This is a genomic window from Allobosea sp. BH3 (assembly GCF_025499465.1).
GTDB lineage: Bacteria > Pseudomonadota > Alphaproteobacteria > Rhizobiales > Beijerinckiaceae > Allobosea.
Map to the genome: position 1 here is coordinate 76,494 of NZ_JAIMCA010000003.1, position 23,156 is coordinate 99,649.

A 23,156-nucleotide genomic window follows, 5' to 3' on the forward strand; every position below is an offset into this window, starting at 1 on the left:
GAAACATCAATCGAAATTGTAATAGAAGAATCGGTGCGATCCGGAGATTTCGATCGAGAAATCCTTCTCGCCTTCCTGCTCGATCGAGACGTCGATGAAGGTCGATTCCCGATCGCCGATCTTCTCGATGCGGAAGCGGAAGGGCCGGTCGGCATCATCGTCGCCATAGATGCGCGTGAAGCCGTCCTGACTCGTCTCGTCGCTGCTCTCGTCATCGTCGTCGCTGTGCAGGGCGTATTGCTTGACGACGATCTTGTCCCCGACCTCGAGGTCGAGGATCCGATGGATGAGCTCCCCGGCCTCTTCGCCGGCGTCATCCCCGTCGACCTCGAACTTGAAGGTGTCGCGGCCGCGCCCGCCGGAAAGCGTCATGGCCGTCTGCTCCCCGATCAGGAAGGTGTCGTCGCCGGCGCCACCGATGACGACCTCGAAGCCGTCAATCCTGTCCTCTCCCGCCTGGGAAGAGTGGAGCTCGCCGCTGACGAGATCGACGAAGGCGCCCGCGGACAGCTGGCCGAGATCGAGCGTGTCCGTTCCGGAGCCGCCGTCATAGCTGTCGTTCGCGCAATCGGCATCGACGAGAACGGTGTCGTTGCCGCTACCGCCGTCGACATCGTCCGCACCATTGCCGCCGATCAGCGTGTCGTTGCCGGCCGAGCCCTTGAGTTCATCCTGGCCATCGCCGCCGGCGACGTAATCGTCGCCCTCGCCGCCGATGAGGCAGTCGTCGCCCGCCTCGCCAAGCAGGGCGTCGTTGCCGGCGCCGCCCTCGAGCCGGTCGTCGCCCACCCCACCGAAGGCGATGTCCGATCCTTCGTCGCCGCTGATGCGGTCATCGCCCGAGCCGCCCTCGATGACGTCGTCGTCCGCGCCGCCATGGATCACGTCGGCGCCGGCATCGCCCACCAGACGATCATTGCCCTCGTCTCCGAGGATGACGTCGTTGCCGTCGCCGCCGGCGACATGGTCGTTGCCCGAGCCGCCGAAGAGCCGGTCGTCGCCCGCGCCGCCGTCGATCACGTCGTCGCCGGCATCGCCGTAGATGGTGTCGTCGCCGGCTTCGCCATGGATCTGGTCGTTGCCGGAACCGCCCCAGATCACATCGTTGCCGGTGCCGCCATAGATGATGTCATTGCCGCTTCCGCCTTCGATCAGGTCGTCGCCGGCGCCGCCGAAGATGACGTCGTTGCCCGCGCCGCCGAGCAGCACGTCGGCCGCGCCGCGCCCGTCGAGCACATCGTCGCCGCCGAGGCCTTCCAGCCGGTCGCGGCATTCAGTGCCGACCAAGGCCTCGCCAGCCTGCGTGCCGACCTGGACCAGCACTTCGACGACATCGAATCTCGCCGTCTGGATTACAGCGAAGACGCCGTCGGTCACCTGATAGCTCAGCGTGACCGTGCCGTAATAGCCGGATTCCGGCGTATAGACCCAGCCGTCGGCACCCTGCGTGAGCTGCCCGCGCGAAGCATGGAGGTTGCGGATGCCGAGCGGGTCCCCGTCGGCGTCGCTGGAGCCGAGCAGCAGCATCGCAAAGGTCAGCGTCAGCGTCTGGCAGGCGCCCACATCCGCCAGGCGCAGAGCCTGGCCGACGCGGGGGGCGCGGTTGCGCGGTTCGGTATCCGGGCCGGGGCCGGGGCCGTCGTCATCGCCCCCGCCGCCAGGCCCTGGCTGGACCGATGGGCCGCCGATGACGTCCGGCAGGCGGATTCCCGTATCCTCGCTTCCCCCTCCTGACGAGGAGCCGCCCATGGAGAAGGAGAAGCTGAGGCGGACGCCATTGTCGTTGCTCGCGCCCGTGTCGAATGCGATCGGGAAGCGAAACTCGCCCCTCGGCACGAAGGGGAACTTCTCGAAATCGAACATCGGTGAATCGATGCCGAGATAGTCCGGTAGTCCCGGCACGGGCTGCGAAGGCCCACCGGAGCCGAGGACGACGTCCTTCTCCCTGCCGATCGAGGCCGTCTCGTCCTCGGGGGACATCTCAGCGGGATTGCGACGTTCAGGCTCTTCCTCGTCGCCTTCGCCGCGCGCCGCCGTCTCGCCTGCCGCATCCTCCTTCGCTGCAGGCTCCTTCGGCGGTAGCGCATCCGCGGGCGTCGTGCGTGCGAACAGGCTCTCGACATAGGCCGCAAGCGCGATGATCACCCCGGCGAAGACGGCTGCGGCGCGGGAGAAAACCGGCGCGGCGTCCGTGTTGCGCGCGTAGATCTGACCCGCAGTCTGTGGCGCCTCTTCCGCGCGCCGAACGGCTTTGACCTCGATCATGCCGACACCCGCTTGTCCATCGTCCCCGGGATGGGGAACGCGTTGACGCTCGGCAGACCCGGCGACGCCTTCGCCTGTTCATGGGGCGAGGCGGTGCCCGGCCTGATGATCTGTTCCTTCGGCCCGAAGGCGGCGAGCTTGCCGGCCTGGATCACGCCGACATAATCGACCGCGGCAAGCGCGCTGGGCCGGTGCGCCACGATGACGACGATCGCACCGCGCGCCTTGAGCTGCTCGATCGCCCGCGTCAGGGCGGCCTCGCCCTCGCCGTCGAGGTTCGAGTTCGGCTCGTCCATGATCACGAGGAAAGGACTTCCGTAGAGCGCGCGCGCCAGGCCGATGCGCTGGCGCTGGCCCGCCGACATCGAGGTGCCCTGCGGGCCGAGTGGCGTGCGGTACCCGCCCGGGAGCCGGACCACCATGTCATGGATGTCGGCTGCGGTGGCGGCTGCGATCACCGCCTTGGAGTCCTCGTTCTCGGCGAGACGCGAGATATTCTCCTCCACGGTCGCGTCGAGCAGCCCGACCTCCTGCGGCAGGTAGCCGATGGCGCGGCCGAGATCTTCCTCCAGCCACTGCTCGAGCTCGGCGCCGTCGAGCCGCACCGAGCCGCGCAGCGTCGGCCAGATGCCGGTGAGCGCGCGCACCAGCGTGGTCTTGCCGCCGCCACTGGGGCCGATGATGCCCACGGCACTGCCGGCCATCACCTCGAAGCTCACATCGCTGAGCAGGATCTGACCGCTGCCCGGCGCTGAAACGGTAATGCGATCGACCTTGAGGTGGCGGTTCGGTGCCGGCAAGGGCATCGGCTCGCCGGCCTTGCTCAGCGCGACGATGGTCTCGCGCAGCCGGGCGAAGCTCTGGCGCGCGGCCACGAAGGGTTTCCAGTTCGCAATCGCCTGGTCGACTGGCGCCAGCGCGCGCGACGAGGCGACCGAGGCGGCGATGATGGCACCGGCCGAGAGTTCCCCCTTGATGGTCAGGAAGGCGCCCAGCCCCAGCACGGCCGACTGCAGCACCATCCGGAGCACCTTGGAGACGGTGCCGAAGGAGCCAGAAACGTCGCTGGCGCGGGTCTGGAGCGCGAGATGCGCTTCATTGGCTGCAGCGAAGCGGCGCGCGGCGCGCTCCGCCATGCCCATCGCCTTGATGACCTCGGCGTTGCGTGCGTTGGAATCGGCGATGGCGTTGCGCGTCATCGCAGCCTGGCGCGCCTCGGTCGCGCTGCGGCGGGCGGCCACCTCGGCGCCGAGCGTCATCAGGGTGAGCACCACGGCGCCTGCCAGCGTGAGCGCGCCGAGCCAGGGATGCAGCAGGTAAATGAAGGCGAGGTAGATCGGAATCCAGGGCAGGTCGAAGAGCGCACCCGGGCCTTGGCCGGACAGGAAGCTTCGGACGGTGTCGACATCGCGGCCGCGTTCCAGCGCCTCCGTGCCGGAGAAACCGAAGCGCGGCATATCCATCGTCACGCGATGCGCGATCGGCGCGACCGTATGGTCGAAGCGTGCTCCGACGCGGACGAGCATGCGGGTGCGAATGGCGTCGAAGCCGCCCTGGAAGATGTAAAGGCCGAGCGCGATGACGGAGAGCGCGATCAGGGTCTGCACGCTGCCGCTCGTCAGGGCGCGATCATAGACCTGCATCATGTAGAGCGAGCCGGTGAGGGCCAGCAGGTTGATGACGCAGGAGATCGCCAGCAGGTAGACGACGACGCCGTGCATCCCCTCGGTGAGCTTTGCGGCGTCGCGCTTGCGCGCGAGGTTCAGGCTTTGGCCGGACATGGCACGTCACCTTTATGGAAGGAAGGGGGCCGAAAGCCCGCTCGACCGTTGGCCGAGCGGGCTTCACGAAGGCACCTTCAGAGCGTCGTATTCCCAGAGTTCAGGGTGTGGGTTCCCTTGAGGTCGAGCTCGAACTCGGCATCCAGGTCGGCATCGACATTGCCCCTCACCACCGTGTAGTCGCCGTCGGCGCGGGTCTCGTAGGTCACCTGCAACTGGGCGGAGGCGGTGAAGGCGCCGCCGCTGACGATGGTGAAGCTCTGCTCTCCCGCGGCGCCGCGGTCGGCATCGATCGCGGCGAGGTCCAGCCGGTCGCCCGGTTCGAAGTCCTGGATCGTGTCGCCGTTTGCAGCCTCGACGCTGGTGAAGCGGAAGGTGTCGTTGCCGGCGCCGCCCTCCATCACGTTCACGGCGTTGCTCGCGGTGATCGTGTCGTTGCCGGAGCCGGTCACGACATTCTCGACCGACCACAGCGTGTCGACCCCGGTCTGGTTGCTGAAGGCATTGCCGCGTCCGAACATGCCTGTCCCAAGATCGACGGCGATGTTCGCGGTGATGGCGGACATATCGAGCGTATCGACACCGCTGCCGCCGCCGAGATCGTCACCGTAGTAGGTGTCGTTGCCGTCCCCGGCCGCCGAAGCAACCAGGAGGTCGTCTCCAGCCCCGCCGACGACGGTGTCGTCACCTGCGCCGCCGTCGAGCGTATCGGCACCGGCGCCGCCGAAGATGCGGTCGTTCCCCTCGTCTCCGAAGATCCCGTCGTCACCTTCCCCACCCAGAGCCATGTCGTTGCCGGCACCAAGGGCCACGATGTCCTTGCCCGCCCCGGCATCGACGAAGTCGGCCCCTTCCGCGGCGGAGATCACGTCGTCTCCACCGTTGCCGATCAGGACGTCGTCACCGGCCAGGCCGATGATGCTGTCCGCGACCGCCGAGCCGATCAGAACGTCTGCCTGGGCGGTCCCGGTCCTCAGGCCGCCGGCGCCCGGCACGGGGAGCGTCGGCGTGTCGTCATCGTCGTCGCAGCCGCAGTCGTCGTCGTCGTCATCTTCGCCGGACTGGTCGTCGTCCTCGTCGTCCTCTCCCGACTGGTCGTCGTCGTCTTCGTCGTCCTCGCCGGACTGGTCGTCATTGTCCTCGTCGTCTTCATCGTCTTCACCGGACTGGTCGTCGTCTTCATCATCGTCTTCGTCTTCATCGTCGCCGCCGCCGGAACCGACGTCGTCGTCATCGTCCTCGTCGTCCTGATCGTCGTCGTCGTTGTCGTCGCCATCCTCCTGATCGGCCTCGAAGATATGCTCTCCGAGATCGGTGAGGCCGGTGACGCGGGCGACGATGTCGGAGAACTCCTGCCCGTCGATGAAGTCGTCATAGAAGTCGAAGGCCTCGAGGCGGTCCTTGTAGTAGAAGCGGTCCGCCTCCTGCAGCCGGTCGAACTGCTCGTGCAGCACGACCCAGAAGGTTTGGCCGACGATGCCGCCGTTGATATGCTTCTCCGCCAGGCCGCCGAGCCAGAAGTCGACACGGTCGATGCCCTTCACGGTGTTGCCGTTGACCAGCTCGATGTCCGGGTTGGCGGCAACGAAGGCAGCGAGCTTCTCCGGCGTGTCGAGCACGAGATCCGGATAGGCCTGCTTGAACTGCGCGATGATGGCATCGCTCAGATCGTTGCGCTGCTGGAAATCCTCCCAGGATTCATAGGCCGACATGTTCCCGGCGAAGCCGACCGCCTCCTCGACATAGGAGTTGTTGGAGGCCGCCAGGTCGCTGCGGATCTGGTTCAGGGTTCCGAGGCCGACATCGCGGCCGCGGGCCAGGTTGAAGGAGAACAGGTCTGCCTGGATCCGGACGAGGTCGTTGCGCACCGCGTCGACGATGTTGAAATCGACATCCTCGGCCGGCTGCTGGGCGACGCCTTCCAGGATGGCATTGACGCCATACTGGGCGTAGCCCGGCTGCGGGACGTAGCCCGGAGGCAGCGGTGCCGCAAAGGCGCTGGCGTCGTTGGTCGGGTTCAGGAAGGCATCGACGAGGCTGACCTGCTTGGGCTGGCCGTTCTCGTCCATCACCGTCAGCGTCTGGCCGATCAGCGAGTGACCGAAGCGGAAGGCCGCGGCGGCAAACTCATGGCTGATGCCGGCATTCGCATCCGGGTTGTAGCCGTCGTGACCGTGATCACCACCGCTGCCGTCCCGGGCACGCAGCCCGCCGAGCAGGGTGTCGGCGTATTCGTTGAACACGACGCGCTGGTACTCGGCCTCGTTGAGGATCTTGGCTGCGTCGAACAGCTCCTGTTCGGTGCCGTCGAAGCCCGCCGCCTCGAGCTGGTCGGCGTGGAAGTTGTGGTTCCGCGCCCAGATCGTGTGCATCGAGGTCAGCGCGAAGTTCTCGTTGGTGCGCCCGTCGCCGGCGACATAGTGATCCAGCGCGCTGATGAAGGGGTTGCTGTCGAGCAGCAGCGCCTGGCCGGAGGCCATGAAGTTGTTCGCCAGCTTCGAGTAGACCTGCGGGTCGAAGCCGCCTGTCGCATCGACCAGGTCGCCGGTGACGCCTTCCGAGACGGGATAGTTGGAATAGTAGGTCCGGAACGCGATCTGGCCGCCGGGCAGGGACGGATCGGTGAAGATCGTGTTGTTGTCCCAGTGATGCTGGATGGCCTCGCGCAGTGTCGGCAGCAGGTTGAAGGATGGGTTCGACGGGTCCGGAGCTCCCTTCAGGAGATGGGAGGTCAGTCCGCCATTGCCGTCGCCCTGGCGCAGGAACTGCGTGACGAGGTTGTGCGAGCCATAGGCCTGGTTCTGGTCGACATAGGCCGAGGTCTTGTTGAGGTGCTGCGGCACCCCGTCCTCGGTCGCATAGACCTCGCCGCGCGTCAGGTCGGCAGGGTTGCCCTGGCCGGGGTGGCCGGTGCCGGGCGCGCCGATCTGGATCGAGCCGTTGATCGCGTTCTTCGGCAGGAAGTCCAGGCCATGGTCGACATACTGTCCGAACGCCATGAAGAAGATGTTGGCGTCGTTGCCGGCATGCGGGAGGCCCGCCTCCTGCGCACCGAGGATGTTCGAGATCGCACGCGGATCGAGGCCGTCATAGATCGGGTTGAGGTCGCGGTTGTTGATCGCGGCGTCGGCCTCGCCGTAGCGAGCCTCCGTCAGGCGGATGAAGGGCGTGTCGGCCTGGCCGGAATGCGGATTATCCTCGTTGTTGTTCTGGCCGGAGACCTCGCGGGGCCCGAGTGCACCTGCCGCGTCGTCGTCATCGTCGAAGGGCCGCTCGCCATTGACCAGCTTCTTGAGCCCTTCGAGATCGCGCGGCGTCAGCTCGAAGGCGCCGTCGATGGTGTCTTCGTCCGGGGTCGAGTCGCCTCCGAACTGCGGCGGCACGGCCCCGGTGAACGTGATCGAGTGGGTGCCGTTGCTGAAGGTGCTGGTGCCGTCGCCGTTGTCGACGAGGTCGTAGGTCGAAAGGTCCTGACCCGCCGCCAACTCCACCACGTCCTGCGGCCGAAGATTGCCGACGATGGTGTCGTGGCCGCCATTCGAACGGAAGACGATCCGGTGCGCGGACTGGAGATCGGACACGTCGACCGTGTCGTCGCCGTTGCCACCGTTGATCGTGATCGTATTGAAGTTCAGGCTCGTCCCGTTGAACGTACCGGACGTCGTCACGGTGTCGGCACCGTCGCCAGTGTTGATGACGATCTCCTCGATATTATCGAGCTCGGCGATCACGGCTCCGTTGCGGGTGATGACAATCTCGGTGGCGCCGTTCAGGCCAGTGATGCCGTTCAATATCGCCGAAGCGCGACTGTAGACGACGAAGGCTTCATTGGTGGCGTTTCCGTTCACGATAACGGTGTCGGTATTGCCGCCGCCGTTCATGAAGTCACGACCGTCCGTGGCGCCCGTGGCGTTCGCGTTCCAGGCGATCGTATCGTTTCCGGTGCCGCCATCGATGGTGTCGTTGCCGACCCCGGCGATGATGATGTCGTTGCCGCCGCCGGCGTTGAACGCGGAACCGTTCACGTCGCCGATCAGGATTTCGGCATTGCCGCCGCCGTTGATGGCGCTCGGGAAGGTGACGCTGATGTTGTCGATGCTGACAAGATCGTCGACATCGTCGAGCGACGACACCGTGAAGCGAATAAAGGCATCAGCAGTAAATGGACCCGTCAGGTTGAAATTACTGACACCATTGTTGCCGGTGGCGCTGTTGATGAGCTGGATCTGCTGGATATCAACGCCGTTTCTCGAGAACTGAACGGTCACCGTTTCGTTTGCGTCAAGCGCTTCGGTGACATCGTAGGAGATCGTCGCAGATCCTGCTCCGGCGAGACCGGACAGTTCGCGCAGGATCGAGGCGCCGTTGCTGTTGGCGACGGTGCTGCCGTTGTCGAACTCCAAGCGGCCCGCGTTGATGCGAATCTGGCCGTTGTCGCTTGTGCTGCTATTGTCGTCGCCGGTCTCGACCCAATTGTCCTGCCAGGCACCGTCGTTGTCGGTGTAGCTGGTGCTGCCGAATGCCTCGCTCAGGGTCGTTGTGGCTGCGATCGTGTCGAGGGTGACCGTCGCGTTGTTGGTCGCCGGTCCGCCGGTGGCGGTGTATTGGAACGAACCGTCCAGAGCGCCGGTATCGGTCACCGTGATGGCGTTCGCGCCGAGTGTCGCGACGAGCCCGCTGGCATTGCCGACCGCCGTAATGTCGATCGTGTTGTCCGGATCTGTATCGTTGGCGAGCAGCGCCCATTCCGGCACCAGGATCGGCGTGCCGGGCAGGACATTGGTGATGACCGTATCGTTGTTGGCATCGACCAGATCATCGATCGATTGGACGGTGATGGTCGTGATCGCGGGATCGCTTTCGAAGAAGCCGCCATTGACGGTGGTTTCGATGATGCGCGGCGTCGTGTCCGGGGCCTGCGAGATCGAGCGGAAGCCGATCGACTGGATGGCCGTCTGATAGGCGGCCAGCGACGCCGTCCCGGTGAGCGTGACGACGATGGTCGATCCCACGAGCTGGGTCGTGGCCGCGATGGGGGCTCCATTCGCCGTCAGGGCTGCCGGGACCACCAGCGTGTCGCCGGCGAAGGCGTTGGTCAGCACGATGCGGGCCGAGGCGAGCGTCGTGCCGAAGTCCGTGATGCGGGGATCCGATCCGATCGAGACTGGGGCGGCGTCCTCGACATAGTTCGTCGTGATGTTGACAGACGGCGTCGCCGACGGCGCCAGGAAGACGGCATTGATGGCGACATTGTCGATCGAGAAGGTTTCGCCCGCATCGAGCGTGTTGTTCGACCGGAAGCGCAGGACCGCGCCGGCAGTGAGAGCGCTCGCCGGCACGTTGAACGTCTGCGGGCCATCGCCATTGTCGAATGTCGCCACCGTGGTGAAGTTCACCCCGTCACCCGACATTTCGAAGATAATCTCTTCATTGTCGGCTCCGGTGATGTTTTGATCGGTGATCGTGAAAGACACGGTTGCCGATAGTGCGTTGGCGAGGTTCAGCGACCGGGCGATGGATGAGTTGTCGGCATTGTTTTGCGAGAAGGTCAGTGTTCCCAGTGTCGTGATCTGTATCGAACCTGCGGTTGCGCTCTGCGCGGCGCCGCTGTCGCCAGTTTCGATCCAATTGCCTGTGAAGCTCGAGGTCGTGCCGGTGTTGTTGGCGTAGGCGCGCGTGGTGAAGTCGTCGGCCCAGTTACGGGTGACGGGGTCGAACCCGTTCAGCTCGAGCTTTGGCTTGGCCAGCGAGATGGCCCGGTCCGTGAACTGCAGGACCTCGACATTGCGCACCGTGTCGACGCCGTCCGACACGATCTGCCGGCCGGTATCGGGATCGATGGCGATGGTGACGTTGGTATGCGTCACCGTGAACGTCCCGTCGTCATTCTGGACGATGGTGTAGTTGGGGGCGCCATTCGCATCGAGGAAGCTGTCGTTGAACACGGCGACGTCCACGTCGCCAGCTCCGTCTGCGACTTCGATCTCGCGGACGATATTGAGCTGCATGGGCACGATGACGCGATCGATCATCAGCTCGGACAGCGAACGGCCGTGCCACTCGTCAGGAATCTGGTTGTAGGGGTCAGCCGGGTCATCCGGGTCGCTCGGGTTACGCGGCGCCGACGGAAAGACGTGCTTGAGGCTGTCGATCGTCGTGATCTCCTGGTCGGCTCCCTCGACCCGGATGCTGATCCGGACGTTGAGCCAGGCATCGCCATCGATGACGTCGTCACCGCCGCGGCCTTCGATGATGTCGCTGCCGGCGCCGCCGAGCAGGATGTTGCCGCCGACGAAGGCGAGCTTCTGATCGCCGGAGCCGTCGGCCATGTATTCGACCTGCTGCAGCAGGTTGGATGTGATGATCGTGTTGAGGTTGTGGATCCGGGCTATGCCGGCCTCGTCGAGCTCATGGCCGACCATCGTGCCTTCGGCGCCGGTCAGTCCTGCGCCGTCCGCTCCATCCAGCGGCGTTGCGCCGCGATCGTCGCCCCGCAGGACGTCGTTCTTCTCCCAGCCCGACAGCGCCTCGACGGCGTCGAACCGGTCGCGGAGGATGTCTGCCGCATCGGTGGTGAAGATCGGCTTGGTGAGGTCGGAATCGGCCGCCTCGGCATTGCCCTTGTGGATCGCCCAGTCGAAGCCGAGCATGCCCTCGTTGCGCATGACGCTTTCGCCCTGGACCATGATGTCGTCGCCGGATTCGGCGTCGAAATCATGCTCCTCGGAGCCGGCGAACATCACGTCGTGGCCGATGATGCTCGAGTTGAAGAAGAGCTCCGAGTTGTCGCCGGCCGTGGTGTCGAAGCCGCCGCCGGCCTCGATCCAGTCGTCGCCCTCATTGCCCAGCAGGAAGTCGACACCGTCGCCACCGAGAATGAAGTCGTCGCCGTCGCCGCCGAAGACCTCGGTGTCGTCGACGCCGACGAAGACCACGTCCTGGCCGTCGCCGCCCATCAGGATGTCGAGGCCGTTGGAGTTGGCGATGACGTCGTTGCCTTCCTCGCCCTTGAGGAAGTCGCCGGTATCGCCGGAGTCGGTGATGATGTCGTCGCCGGCGCCGCCGTTGACGAGATCGACGCCCGCACCGGCTTCGATGCGGTCGTTGCCAGCATCGCCCCAGATCGCGTCGTCGCCGAAATCAGTGACGATGATGTCGTTGCCGTTCGTGCCGCCCACGACGACATGCTCGCCGCCGAAGGTCCTGAAATAATTCTCGTCCGCGCCGGGCGTGTTCGGGTTGTCGCGGATGACCTTGCCGAGGCCCAGCGCCTCGAGCACCGCATCGTTGCCGACGGGATCGACGCCGGAGATGCTTTCGTTGTCGGGGTCGTAATCCGCCTGCTTGGTCGGATCGACCTCGAAGACGAAGTCGTAATTGGCGAAGGAGTCGATGCCGATATGGCGCAGGATGATGTCGTCCGGCGTGCCTCGGATGCCGTCGGGGCCGGGCTGGGCGATGTCGGTGTTCGCCATGATCATCTTCGAGAAGGAGTTCTGCTCCAGCTCGTTGAGGGCGTTCAGGCCCTGTGTGCGGGTGAGGTAGTAGAAGCGGTCGCCATCCTGCAGATTCTCGAGCTGTGCCTCGAAGACCGCGTTGAAGGTCGAGCCGAGGAATCCGCCGAACGGCATCTTCTTCTCGGCCAGGCCGCCGATCCAGAGATCGATGTCGTTCAGGCCGCCGAGGCTGCCGGTCGGATCCGGATCGTCGTTGATAGCCGGGAGGACGTCCGGAGGGGTGTTCGCGTAGCTGCGGGCCCACTTGCCGGTGGCATTCAGGAAGTCCAGGCGGTCAGCAGGCTCGTCCTCACCGCCGAAGACGAGCAGCATGGCGGCAGCCCGCTTGTCCGCGATCGTCGTCGCCGTCTCGATCGAGGTGTGGTTGCCGTAGGCGGCGATGAAGTTCACCACCGACATCGGGTTCTTGAGGTTGGCCGCGAACTCCGTCCAGCTCTCATAGGGCTTGAGGAAGGTCGAGCTCGTGGCGGCGTAGAGCTGCTCGCGCGCCTCGTTCAGCGTCGGCATGCCGGTGTCGCGGCCACGCGCGATGTTGATCGAGGCCAGGTCGAGCGGAATACCGAGCAGGTTGTTGCGCAGCGCGCCGGTGACGAATTCGTCGATCTCGTTGCCGCGCTCGACCGTCATGCCGCGCACGATAGCGCCGGCGGCCTCCTCGGCGGAGATCGTGTTCGTGCCGTCGGAGTTGAAGGCGAGGGGGTTGAGGAAGGCATCGATCAGGCCCTGATCGTCCCTCCCCGTGACGTTGCCATTCTCGTCGACGAAGACGCGCGGCATCGAGTCCGTCAGCATCGAGTGGCCAAAGCGGTACACGACGTTGGCGAATTCGGCGAAGATCGACGGGTCGATATCGGTCACCGAATTGAACACGAAGGGGTCGATCGCCGGCTGGATCTTGCGGGCGAACTCCTCGAAGACGAGATGCTGGTACTGCATCTCGGTCGCGAAGCGACCGGCCTGGAACAGCCGCTCGCCATCCCAGCTCAACTCGCTCGCGAACTCCGTCAGGGCGGCCGCGCTCATGGTGGCGAGGTTGTCAGGCAGATCGCCGGCGCCGAGGTCGGAGCTCAACCACTCGTTGATGAAGTCGAGGTCGTCGCTGCGCAGGATCGTCAGCTTTTGAGCCTCGACCTGGCGGTTGTGTTCGGAATGGAAGATGTGGTGGACGGCGGTGAGGCCGATATTCTCGTTGCCGCGGCCGTCGCCCGTGATGAAATGCGCGTCGAGAAGTTCGTCGTCGTAGAAGCCCGCGCCGGGCTGTCCGATGGTGTCGTCCAGATCAGCCGTAAGAACCTGCCCGCGGCTGTTCACCTGCTGGGCATTGTGGGCGATGTCGTCGAGGAAGGAGTTGGGCGTGCGGATCGCCGAAACGGTATCGTTAGCACCGATCGTGCGGCCGTCCGGCGTGCCGTCCATGATGACGGTTCCAACGAGAAGCTGGATCGCAGAGGGATTGATCGGTGCTTCCGGGTTGCCTTCGACATAGATCGGCGAACCGTCGAGCGCCACCGCCGCCATGATCTGCGGAAATCCGTTGTCGCCCGGGATGAAGTTGCCATAGGCGTCGGTCAGGAGCATCGGCACATGGCCGACATCGGCATCCGTCAGGTCGATGCCGAGAACATCCCTGGCCTGCTCCTTGATGTCCTTCCAGGTCGGCAGCCCGTTGGGCCGGCCATCGGCATCCTTGCCATCGAGCAGCTTGCCGGTGGCGAACACCTCGCCGGTCAGCGGGTCGGCCCTGTACTCGCGCAGGAAGACCTGGTGCGAGGCGTGCGAGGTGTAGGTCTGGTTCTGGTCGACCCAGGAGGTGGTGACGTTCTCCTGGGTCACGCCGTCCGGGCCGGTCACCGGCGTCGAGCGCGTCAACTGCATGAAGCGCAGTTGCGCCGGCAGGTCGTCGCCCGTGCCGAAGACGCCGTCGGCGCCCACCACCAGCGGGTCGTCGTTGTTCAGCGGCATGAAGATCGTGCCGTTGCCGCCCTTCGTGATCAGGTCGAGGCCATGGTCGAAGAACTGGCCGAAGAAGGTCATCCAGGAGTTGAACGGCGCCGAAAGCCCTTCATCCGGCGCGACGTTGGGGATGAGCAGCGAGCCGCGTGAATCGAACTGGAGCCCGAGTTCGGTCGCCTTGGCCAGGAAGGCCGCGCCCGGATCGTCGACAAGGGCCTGCGCCTCGTCGACAGCTGTCTCTGCCGTCGTCAGATGAGCGGCGGTAGCCTGGACCTCATCGATCGTCGCGTCGGAGGGGGCCAGCTGATAGGCCTCGATCGCCTGCTGCAACGCATTCTGCGCGAGGCCGAGATTGGCCTGGGCGTCAAGGAGGCCCTGGGCCGCCTGCGCGGGCGTGATCCGCAGGGCCAGCAAGGCCTCGAGATCGCCCTGCGGGTCTTCCGATCCCGCGAACGTCAATGCAGCCACGAGCGCGGCGGGGTTTCCGGCGCTCATGTCGACGATGAGATTCGAGATCAGGCGCGGATCGCGATCGGCGATATTGCCGCCGGCGCCGTAGTTGTCGGTAAGGTCGACAGCCTGAGCGGGGCCGAACGGTCCGTCGAAGTCGACATTCCAGGTGTCGTTGCCTTCGTTGATGAAGTTGCTATCGAGCAGCCGCGGCATGGGCTGACCCGAGGCGCCCCAGAACTCGCGCCCGGGAACGAGGTTGTTGTAGCTGCCGTCGACGGTGCGGATGCCGAAGGGCGTCTGCTCGTCGGGAATGGCACGCACCCATGTTGTGGGGCCGTTGAAGGTGCCGTCGGGATTATACAGGCCGGGGTCGGTGACGACTTCGCCGGTCGCGGGATCGAGACGGATCTCCAGAAGCGACGCACCATTCGCATGCGCCTCGCCGATCTTGATCTGCTTCAGGACGAATGCCAGATCATGCTGGTTCAGCTTGAACATCGTCGTGCTCCATTAAATCAGGACATGATTTCGCATTCGCGAAATACGATTTCGCAACAGCGAATATTGGCGTCGGCTTTGCTCGTTCCCTCGGGTGCGGTAAGGTAACCGTCCGTTCATCCTTTGAAGGACGACGGATATTGGCCTCCTTAACGTCTCGTTAACCGCAGGATGCCCCCGCGATGCCGCCGCCGGTAGAAGTCAAGGTCGAGCCAATTGCGGGTCTTCAGGAGGTAGAGCCGCAATCGCAGAAGGTCGGGTCCGGCTACCGCCGAAGGTCGGTATCGCAGCGGCTGCTCGACTGGTGGGGCGGCTTCTCGCTGGAACGGCGGTTCAGCATCGCCACGGCCGTGGTCGTGGCGATCGCGATGATCGTGCTGGGCCACTGGGTCGAGCGTCGCGTTCGCGCCGGATGGACACAGACCATGGCCGAGATCGCGGCCACTTATCTCGAAGCCGTCGTTGCCCCGCATGTCGATGAGGTGGTGCCGGGCAGAGCGCTCCCGCCAGCCGCGGAGGAGAAGCTGCGCAACCTGATCGGCGACGGCCCGCTCGGCCCTCAGGTCAAGGTCATCAAGATCTGGTCGACGGAGGGCAAGCTCCTGTTCTCGACGGCGGGCGGACCGCGCGACGAGCAGCTGCGGCAGCCACAGCTATCGCGGCTGCTGCGCGGCGAGATCGTCGCGCCCGCGTCCAACCATGCCTCGGCCGCGCGCAATGGGCTGATCGAAATCTACGCGCCGATCCACGACCCTTCCCATTCGCGCATCGTTCTCATCGGGGAATTCTACAAGCGGAGCGATCTGGTCGACGGCGAGATCAACCAGTTGAAATATGCGATCTGGTTCCTGGTCTTCCATATTGGCTGCATCATCGCCATCGTTCTCTACGCGATGATCCGCCGGGCAAGCCGCGTCATCGCCCGCCAGCAGGCCGAGCTGGAGGCCAATCTGTCGCGGGCGGCCGGCCTCGCCCGGCGCAACAGTGCGCTGCGACGCGCTGCCGATCGCGCCCGGCTCAACGCGGCGGTGACGAACGAGGAGTACCTCTCCCGCATCGGCGCCGACCTGCATGACGGCCCGATCCAGATGCTCAGCCTGATGATGCTGCGCTTGCCGCAGGAATCGGCCGACCCGGCACTCCAGGAGATCAGGAAGCAGTTCCTGCCGTTGATCATCCAAACTCTGGCGGAACTGCGCAGCCTCACCTCGGGCTTGGTCCTGCCAGAGATCCGGGACCTGAGCCCGGCGGCAACGATCGAGTCGGCCGTGACCCGGCATGAGCGCTACACGGGGACCACCGTGACACGCAACTTCGGGGATCTGCCGGCGGACATGCCGGAGGCGATCCGGATCTGCGCCTTTCGCGTGGTCCAGGAGGCGCTGATGAACGCCTACAAGCATGCCGGCGGCGCCAGCACCTCGGTCGCGACGCGCTTCCAGAACGGCTTTCTCAGCATCGCGGTCGAGGATGGTGGCCATCGTGACGGCGCCGCCAAACCGGACGCGGTCGCTTCGACGGGCGAGGCGCTCGGCCTTCGCGGCATGAAGACCCGCGTCGCGGCGCTCAACGGCAGCCTGGCCGTAGGCCGCAGAGAGTCAGGCGGGATGGTCGTTCAGGTCCGGCTGCCCGTCCGGGCGCGCTCGCTCAATACAGCTATCGATCTGACTGAGGAGGACGAGCTTCCGGCATGAGCTTTTGCGCCGCGATCACGACCTCGAGCCGGTTGCGTGCGTGCAGCTTCGCCATGAGGTTGGTCATATAACTTTTGACCGTTTTCTCGCTGAGGTCCAGCGCGGAGGCGATCTCCCGGTTCTGCTTGCCGCAGAGCAGCAGCTTGACGATCTGCTCTTCGCGGACGCTCAGGCGCACCTCGTTCTGCTGCGCCCGCCTTTCGGCCGTCTTCGCGTGCAGGGCGGAGATCACGCGCGCGGCGAACGAGGGCGTGATGAACACATCGCCGCGCCGGGCTGTATCGATCGCCTCGACCAGTTCCGTCGCCTGACTGCCTTTCAGCACGAAGCCGGCGGCGCCGGCCGAAAGCGCGCGGACCGCATGGTCGGAACTCGTCGATGCCGTGAAGACGATGATCTTGGTGTCGGACGCCCGGCCGCTCACATCCTCGATGGCCGCGAACGCATCGCCGGGCATGTTGAGGTCGACGAGCATGATGTCCGGGTGCTTGGTGTCGACGATCGTGACCAGATCGGAGGCGCAGGCTCCCAACGAGACGACGTCCATGCGCCCCGTCCTGGTGAGGACTGCTGCGATGCCTTCCGCAAGGAGCGGGTGATCATCGACGATGCCGATCGTAAGCCTGTCCATTGGAACCGCTACGTAAACTGAGAGCAATCGTCGAGTGAATGTCTCATTGAACGATTCTAATGTAAACCGAGCTGTTAAAGAACGGTTAACCCTGGGTCGTCGGCGCCGCTCCTGCGCAGATCATCCCCCCCTCCAAAGCCTGTGGACGTCGCGCATGCGAGCAGCACACCGCCGGAGGCCGTTGACCGGTTCGTCTCAGGCTCTCTCAGCGACAAACCCCGCCGCTGGTCAGCGGCGGGGCGCTTTCATGGGGCGGGGCAAACCGGCCTCTGTCATCGCGGCACAGACCAGCAGGTCCCGCTAGGAATGCAGTCTATCGGTCTCGCGCCTGGCCCCAATATCGGGTTCGTCGGCATCAAGGCCGATCCACTCATGGCTCGTCACGGCAGATCGATGATCTCGACCCAGTTCGGGTTCTTCCCGAGAGCGAGGCGTTGCAGTTCCTTGAGCGCGCCAGTTTCAGGATCGATACCGTAGAGCGTCGCAGAATTCGATTTCTGGCCGGCCGCGACGAGGAAGCGTCCGCGCGGATCGATGTTGAAGCCGCGCGGCTGCATTTCCGTTGCGAAATTTCCAGCCGGTGTCAGCGCACCTGTATCGCTGTCGACCTTGAAGGCCGCGATCGTGTTCGAGGTGCGCTCCGAGGCATAGAGGAAACGCCCGTCCGGCGTGATGCGGATTTCGGCGCTGGCCGGTGCACCACCGCTGAAGCCCGGCGGTACGACGCTCGAGCTGCCGATCTTCGACAGCACGCCTTTCGCTGCGTCGAAGCGGTGGCTGTCGAGCGTGCCATCGAGCTCGTTGACCAGATAGACGAAGCGGTCATTGGGGTGGAAGACGAAGTGGCGCGGACCCGCACCCGGCTTGGTCTCGACGAAGGGCGGATCGTTGGCGGTGACTTTCCCGGTTGCCGCGTCGAAGCGGTATTGCAGCAGGACATCGCCGCCGAGATTGGTGGCGAAGAGATGCCTGTTCGAGCGGTCGGTCAGGATCGCATGGGCATGCTTGCGCGTCTCGACCACCTGGACGGGGTCGGCCTGCGCAAAGCCCTGCGGACCGATCGGGTTAATGGCGATCTTGTTGCCGGTGTAGGAGGCGCTCAGCAGGAAGCGGCCGGTCCGGTCGGTCGCGAGATAGGCCATGTTGTCCGGCAGCGGCACGGTTGAAAGCAGGTCGAGCTTGCCGCTCTGCCGATCGATGGCGAAGGAGCTAACCGAGAAGGGCTGCGAGCGCAGCGAGACGTAGAGATGGCGGCGATCCGGCGAGATCGCCATGGGCATCGCGGTGCCGGTGACAGCGACCGTCTCGACCGGCTTCAGCTGTTTTGACGAAGCATCGAGCTCCAGCACGCTGATCTCGCGGCTGTCGGCGTTCGAGACATAGACGATAGTCTTGGCGGTTGCGGGCATGGTGAGCATGATGGCTGCAAGCAGCGCGGCCGCGCCAGTGTTCTTCCTCGGCATCGTAGTCCCCCTGATGGTCTTTCGTAAGCCATGGCTGGCGCGCGACCTTGAGGGCAGGATTATTCGAGGCGGGATCGGGGACGGACAGCTCAAAGGGCGTATCGATCGATCCAATCGGCGTATCGTCGATTGGATCGCGCGAGCGTCGAGGCCCTTCGCTGCAGCGCGCCAGAAGGCTTGGGTCTTGCAGAGAGGCCGGTGTTTCGATGCAAGATGGGCGACGGTCTCCTCTCGCCGACTGGGTGCTTCTCATGACCAATCGTCCGCCGTTCGAACGGATCGCGCTGTTGCTGCAGGGTGGGGGGGCCCTCGGTTCGTATCAGGCTGGCGTCTATCAGGCACTTGCCGAGGCGGGCCTGCATCCAGATTGGGTGGCTGGCATTTCGATCGGCGCCATCAACTCGGCCCTTATTGCCGGCAATCCGGCGGGAAAGCGGGTGGATGCGCTGCGGGCGTTCTGGGAGGCGGTGACCGCGCCGCCGCCGGGGCTCCCCGCCATGATCTCGTCGATAGTCGGCGCGATGGCTGGAAACAGCGATCTCGCTCATGGCTGGTTCAACCAGACGCAGGCCTTCGCCACGCTGATGGGCGGCGCACCAGACTTCTTCAGCCCCCGCCCGGTTCCGCCTTTCCTCTCGGCCCCCGGAACCCCTTCGGCCGAAAGCTTCTACGATGTCGGCCCCCTCAAGGCGACGCTCGAACGGCTGGTCGATTTCGACCGGATCAATGCCGGTCCGATGCGCTTCAGCGTGGGCGCGGTGAATGTCAGGACTGGCAATTTCGCCTATTTCGATACGACGACCCATGTCATCGCGCCGGAGCATGTCATGGCCAGCGGCGCCTTGCCGCCGGGCTTTCCGGCGGTTGAGATCGACGGAGAGCACTATTGGGATGGCGGGCTGGTGTCGAACACGCCGCTGCAGTGGGTTCTGGAAAGCAGGCCGCGTCAGGACACGCTGGCTTTCCAGGTCGATCTCTGGAGCGCGAAGGGAGCGTTTCCTCAGGATCTGACAAGCCAGGACTCGCGCCTGAAGGACATTCGCTTCTCGAGCAGGACGCGCGCCGCGACCGATCAGTTCCGCAAGAGCCAGAGCCTGAGGAGGGCGCTGGGCCATCTCATCAAGCATGTCCCGAAATCCGCACTCGTCAAAGCCGATCCCGACATTCTCGGACTGATCTCCGAGGCGGACGAGAAGATCTACAACATCGTCCATCTGATCTACCGCTCGAAGAGCTATGAGGGCGCCTCCAAGGACTACGAGTTCTCGCGCGCGACGATGGAGGAGCACTGGGCGTCAGGCTACGCCGATGCATCGCAGACCCTTAGCCATCCCGAGGTGCTGCGGCCGGCCGATGGCCCCGATGGCGTCGCGACCTTCGACCTGGCTGAACTGGCGCAGCCTGGCGGGCCCTAGCAGCCACCCTCTCTCTCGACACTCCCGATCATTACCCACACTGAGGACGCCCCGCCATGAAGATCGCCGATGTGCGCGCGAATGCCTTCGCGATGCCCTTGAACAACCCCGCCTATCCGCGGCCGCCCTACAAATTCTACAATCGCGAATTCGTCGTCATCAATTACCGGACCGACCCGGAGCGGCTGCGCGCGCTGGTGCCTGAACCGCTGGAGGTGGTCGGCGATACCGTTGCCTATGAGTTCATCCGCATGCCGGATTCGACCGGCTTCGGCGACTACACCGAGACGGGGCAGGTGATCCCCGTGCGCTTCAAGACTGCGTCGGGCGAGGTGCAGGAGGGCGGCTATGTCCACGCCATGTATCTCGACGATAATTCACCCATTGCCGGTGGGCGCGAAATCTGGGGCTTCCCGAAGAAACTGGCGACGCCGAAGCTGGCGCATGAGCAGGAGACGCTCGTCGGCACCCTGCATTACGGCTCGGTGCTCTGCGTTTCCGCCACGATGGGCTACAAGCATCGCGAGCTCGATCTCGCGCCGCTGGCCAAGGCGATGGCCAAGCCCGCCTTCATGATCAAGATCATCCCCCATGTCGACGGCTCGCCGCGCATCTGCGAGCTGGTGCGCTACTACATGGAGGATGTGAAGCTGAAGGGCGCCTGGTCCGGCCCCGCCGCGCTGCAGCTCTTCGAGCATGCGATGTGCGACGTGGCGCGCCTGCCGGTGCGCGAGGTCGTCTCTGCCAGCCACTATATCGCCGACCTGACGCTCGGTCTCGGCGAGGTGGTTTTCGATTATCTGGCCGCGGGCGAGGCTGCCGGTTGACGCAGTGTCAACGGCAAGAGAGAGACGGACGGCGCTCCTTCATGCGGTAACGCGGATCGATGATTTACATTACCTGCGCCCGCGAGAATCCTCTTCACCCGCGAGAACTTCTCCAATTCTCTCCATGGCAGGATGGTCATGTCCAAGAACGTTGCCGAACTCATCGTCGAAACCCTTGGGCATGCGGGCGTCGAGCGCATCTACGGCGTGGTGGGCGACAGCCTCAATGGCCTGACCGAGGCGCTGCGGACCAAAGGCACGATCCGCTGGGTGCATGTCCGGCATGAAGAGGTGGCGGCGTTCGCCGCTGCCGGAGAGGCGCAGATCACCGGCAAGCTCGCCGTCTGTGCCGGTTCCTGCGGGCCGGGCAATCTCCATCTGATCAACGGCCTCTACGATGCCCAGCGCAGCCGCACGCCGGTGCTCGCCATCGCGGCTCAGATCCCCTCGGCGGAGATCGGGGGCGGCTATTTCCAGGAGACGAATCCGAAGGCTCTGTTCCAGGAATGCAGCGTCTATTGCGAACTGGTCTCCGACCCGCAGCAGATGCCGTACGTGCTGGAGAATGCGATCCGTGCGGCCGTCGGCCAGCGCGGTGTCGCGGTCATCGTCATTCCCGGCAATGTCGGCTTGAGCCCGGCGCCGGAACGCCCGGTCTCCCCGCCGCGAGGACTGTTGCCGCCGACGCCGGTGGTGACCCCCGCCGAGGCTGAACTGGAGGCGCTGGCGGGGCTGCTCGATGGCGGCAAGCGCGTCACGCTGTTCTGCGGCCGCGGCTGCGCCGGCGCGCATGGCGAGTTGATGGCTCTTGCCGAGACGTTGAAGGCCCCGATCGTCCATGCCCTCGGCGGCAAGGAATATGTCGAATACGACAATCCCTACGATGTCGGCATGACGGGGCTGATCGGCTTCGCCTCGGGCTATGAAGCGATGCATGCCTGCGACGTACTGCTGATGCTGGGGACGGACTTCCCCTACAAGCAGTTCCTGCCTACCGGCATCCAGATCGCGCAGGTCGATATCCGGCCGGCCAATCTCGGCCGGCGCTGCAAGCTCGATCTCGGCATCGTGGGCGACGTCAAGGCGACGATCGCGGCGCTGCTGCCGCGGCTGACCATCAAGACCGACCGCTCCCATCTCGACGAGAGCCTGGCGCGCTATGTCAAATCCCGCGAGGGCCTCGATTCCCTCGCCAAGGGGACGCCGGGGCGCAAGCCGATCCATCCGCAGTATCTCGCAAAGCTTGTCAGCGATCTTGCGACCGAGGACGCAGCCTTCACCTTCGATGTCGGCACGCCGGCGATCTGGGCGGCTCGGTATCTGGAAATGAACGGCAAACGCCGCCTCGTCAGTTCGCTCGTCCATGGGTCGATGGCCAACGCGCTGCCTCAGGCGATCGGCATCCAGGCCGCCCAGCCGGGGCGACAGGTCGTCTCGCTCTCCGGCGACGGCGGTTTCACGATGCTGATGGGCGATTTGATCACGCTGACGCAGGAGAAGCTGCCGGTGAAGACCGTGATCTTCAACAATGGCGTGCTCGGCTTCGTGGCGCTGGAGATGAAAGCCGCCGGCTTCGTCGAGCTGGGCACGAACCTGCAGAACCCCGATTTCGCCGCGATGGCCAACGCGATGGGCATCCTCGGCGTGCGGGTCGAGGACCCCGGCGATCTGCCGGACGCGATCCGCCGCGTGCTGGCGCATGACGGGCCGGCCGTCCTCGATGTCGTCACGGCGACGCAGGAACTCTCCATGCCGCCGACGATCGGTCTCGATCAGGCCAAGGGCTTCGGGCTCTGGATGCTACGCGCGGTCATGAGCGGGCGCGGCGACGAGGTCCTCGACCTGGCCAAGCAGAACCTGCTGCCGCGCTGAGGCAGGATGCCGCGATGCGCTGCTAACCTGGCCGTAGGACCCGCCGGGTTAGATTGCGATCGCAATGGCCTCCGGGGAGCATTGATCCGTGCTTGAAGACTACAGGCTCCTGACCACCCAGATTGTCATCCTGGCTGCCGTGCTCGATCCAATCGGGCATCTTTCGCTCTTTCTCGGAGCGACGACGACGCTCGATTTGGCCGCGCGCCGACGCGCAGCCTGGCTCAGCGTGGTCATCGCCTTCGGCATCCTGACTGGTTTTGGGCTGCTGGGTCCCTTCCTGCTTCACGCCATGGGCATCTCGCTGCTGTCCTTCCAGATCGCCGGCGGCCTGATCATCCTGCTGTTTGCGATCAGAATGGTGCTGGGGGATGGTGAGCTGGCGAGCCCGCATGCTGACCAGACCGCCTCCGCGTCCTCCATCGCGATCTACCCGCTCGCGACACCGATCATCGCCGGACCCGGCGCGATGCTGACCATCCTCCTGCTGGTCGACAACAACCGGCACACCCCGCACGAACAGGCCCTGACGATCCTGGCCCTGGCGATCGTCCTCGCTGTGCTGCTTGCAGTCTTCCTGCTCGGCGAGCTGGTGCGCCATCTGATTGGTCCGCACGGGACAGGCCTGGTTCGCCGCGTCATGGGGCTGCTTCTCGCGGCGCTCGCGGTGAACATGATTCTCAGCGCCGCCGCGCTATGGCTGCACCTGCCGGAGATCTAGAGGATTCTCGGGCGAGGCAGACACAGGTTCGCGTGAAGAGCGCGCTGGGAAGCCGATGATTGCGGC

At 65.0% G+C, this 23,156-nt stretch carries 10 protein-coding genes; 5 read left to right on the plus strand and 5 right to left on the minus strand.

Annotated elements, in window-relative coordinates; translation table 11 throughout:
- Positions 1-6: 6 nt before the first annotated feature.
- The 3 genes from BoBH3_RS09360 to BoBH3_RS09370 all read right to left on the minus strand — a co-directional run bounded on the left by BoBH3_RS09360 (position 7) and on the right by BoBH3_RS09370 (position 14,467).
- On the minus strand, positions 7-2,265 hold the full coding sequence (locus BoBH3_RS09360) for a cadherin-like domain-containing protein (RefSeq protein WP_262330539.1): 2,259 nt from the start codon (positions 2,263-2,265) through the stop codon (positions 7-9).
- Entirely contained in the window at positions 2,262-4,046 is a 1,785-nt protein-coding gene (locus BoBH3_RS09365) for a type I secretion system permease/ATPase (RefSeq protein ID WP_262330540.1), read from the minus strand. Before BoBH3_RS09365 ends, BoBH3_RS09360 begins: the two co-directional genes overlap by 4 nt.
- 77 nt (positions 4,047-4,123) lie before the next feature.
- Positions 4,124-14,467 (minus strand): peroxidase family protein, encoded by a 10,344-nt coding sequence (locus BoBH3_RS09370; RefSeq protein ID WP_262330541.1) that lies wholly within the window; start codon positions 14,465-14,467, stop codon positions 4,124-4,126.
- Between the two features lie 182 nt (positions 14,468-14,649).
- On the opposite strand from BoBH3_RS09370, the gene BoBH3_RS09375 reads away from it, so the two are divergent.
- A complete protein-coding gene (locus tag BoBH3_RS09375; RefSeq protein WP_262330542.1) occupies positions 14,650-16,161 on the plus strand; it encodes a sensor histidine kinase in 1,512 nt (503 codons plus the stop codon).
- Here the strand turns inward: BoBH3_RS09375 and BoBH3_RS09380 are convergent.
- Positions 16,124-16,792 (minus strand): response regulator, encoded by a 669-nt coding sequence (locus tag BoBH3_RS09380; protein WP_262330543.1) that lies wholly within the window; start codon positions 16,790-16,792, stop codon positions 16,124-16,126. The two genes, BoBH3_RS09375 and BoBH3_RS09380, sit on opposite strands and share 38 nt — an antisense overlap.
- A 380-nt stretch (positions 16,793-17,172) precedes the next feature.
- On the minus strand, positions 17,173-18,255 hold the full coding sequence (locus BoBH3_RS09385; RefSeq protein ID WP_262330544.1) for a lactonase family protein: 1,083 nt from the start codon (positions 18,253-18,255) through the stop codon (positions 17,173-17,175).
- A gap of 251 nt (positions 18,256-18,506) precedes the next feature.
- Here BoBH3_RS09385 and BoBH3_RS09390 point away from each other — a divergent pair, with 251 nt between their 5' ends.
- The 4 genes from BoBH3_RS09390 to BoBH3_RS09405 all read left to right on the plus strand — a co-directional run bounded on the left by BoBH3_RS09390 (position 18,507) and on the right by BoBH3_RS09405 (position 23,090).
- Positions 18,507-19,670 carry a patatin-like phospholipase family protein gene (locus BoBH3_RS09390; RefSeq protein ID WP_262330545.1) on the plus strand — a complete coding sequence of 388 codons (1,164 nt, stop codon included), beginning with the start codon at positions 18,507-18,509 and terminating at the stop codon, positions 19,668-19,670.
- A 56-nt stretch (positions 19,671-19,726) separates the two neighbouring features.
- Positions 19,727-20,497 (plus strand): acetoacetate decarboxylase, encoded by a 771-nt coding sequence (locus BoBH3_RS09395; RefSeq protein ID WP_262330546.1) that lies wholly within the window; start codon positions 19,727-19,729, stop codon positions 20,495-20,497.
- Positions 20,498-20,635: 138 nt separating this feature from the next.
- A complete protein-coding gene (gene poxB, locus BoBH3_RS09400; RefSeq protein WP_410050576.1) occupies positions 20,636-22,369 on the plus strand; it encodes a ubiquinone-dependent pyruvate dehydrogenase in 1,734 nt (577 codons plus the stop codon).
- Between the two features lie 88 nt (positions 22,370-22,457).
- On the plus strand, positions 22,458-23,090 hold the full coding sequence (locus BoBH3_RS09405) for a MarC family protein (protein WP_262330548.1): 633 nt from the start codon (positions 22,458-22,460) through the stop codon (positions 23,088-23,090).
- The last annotated feature ends 66 nt before the right edge of the window (positions 23,091-23,156 follow it).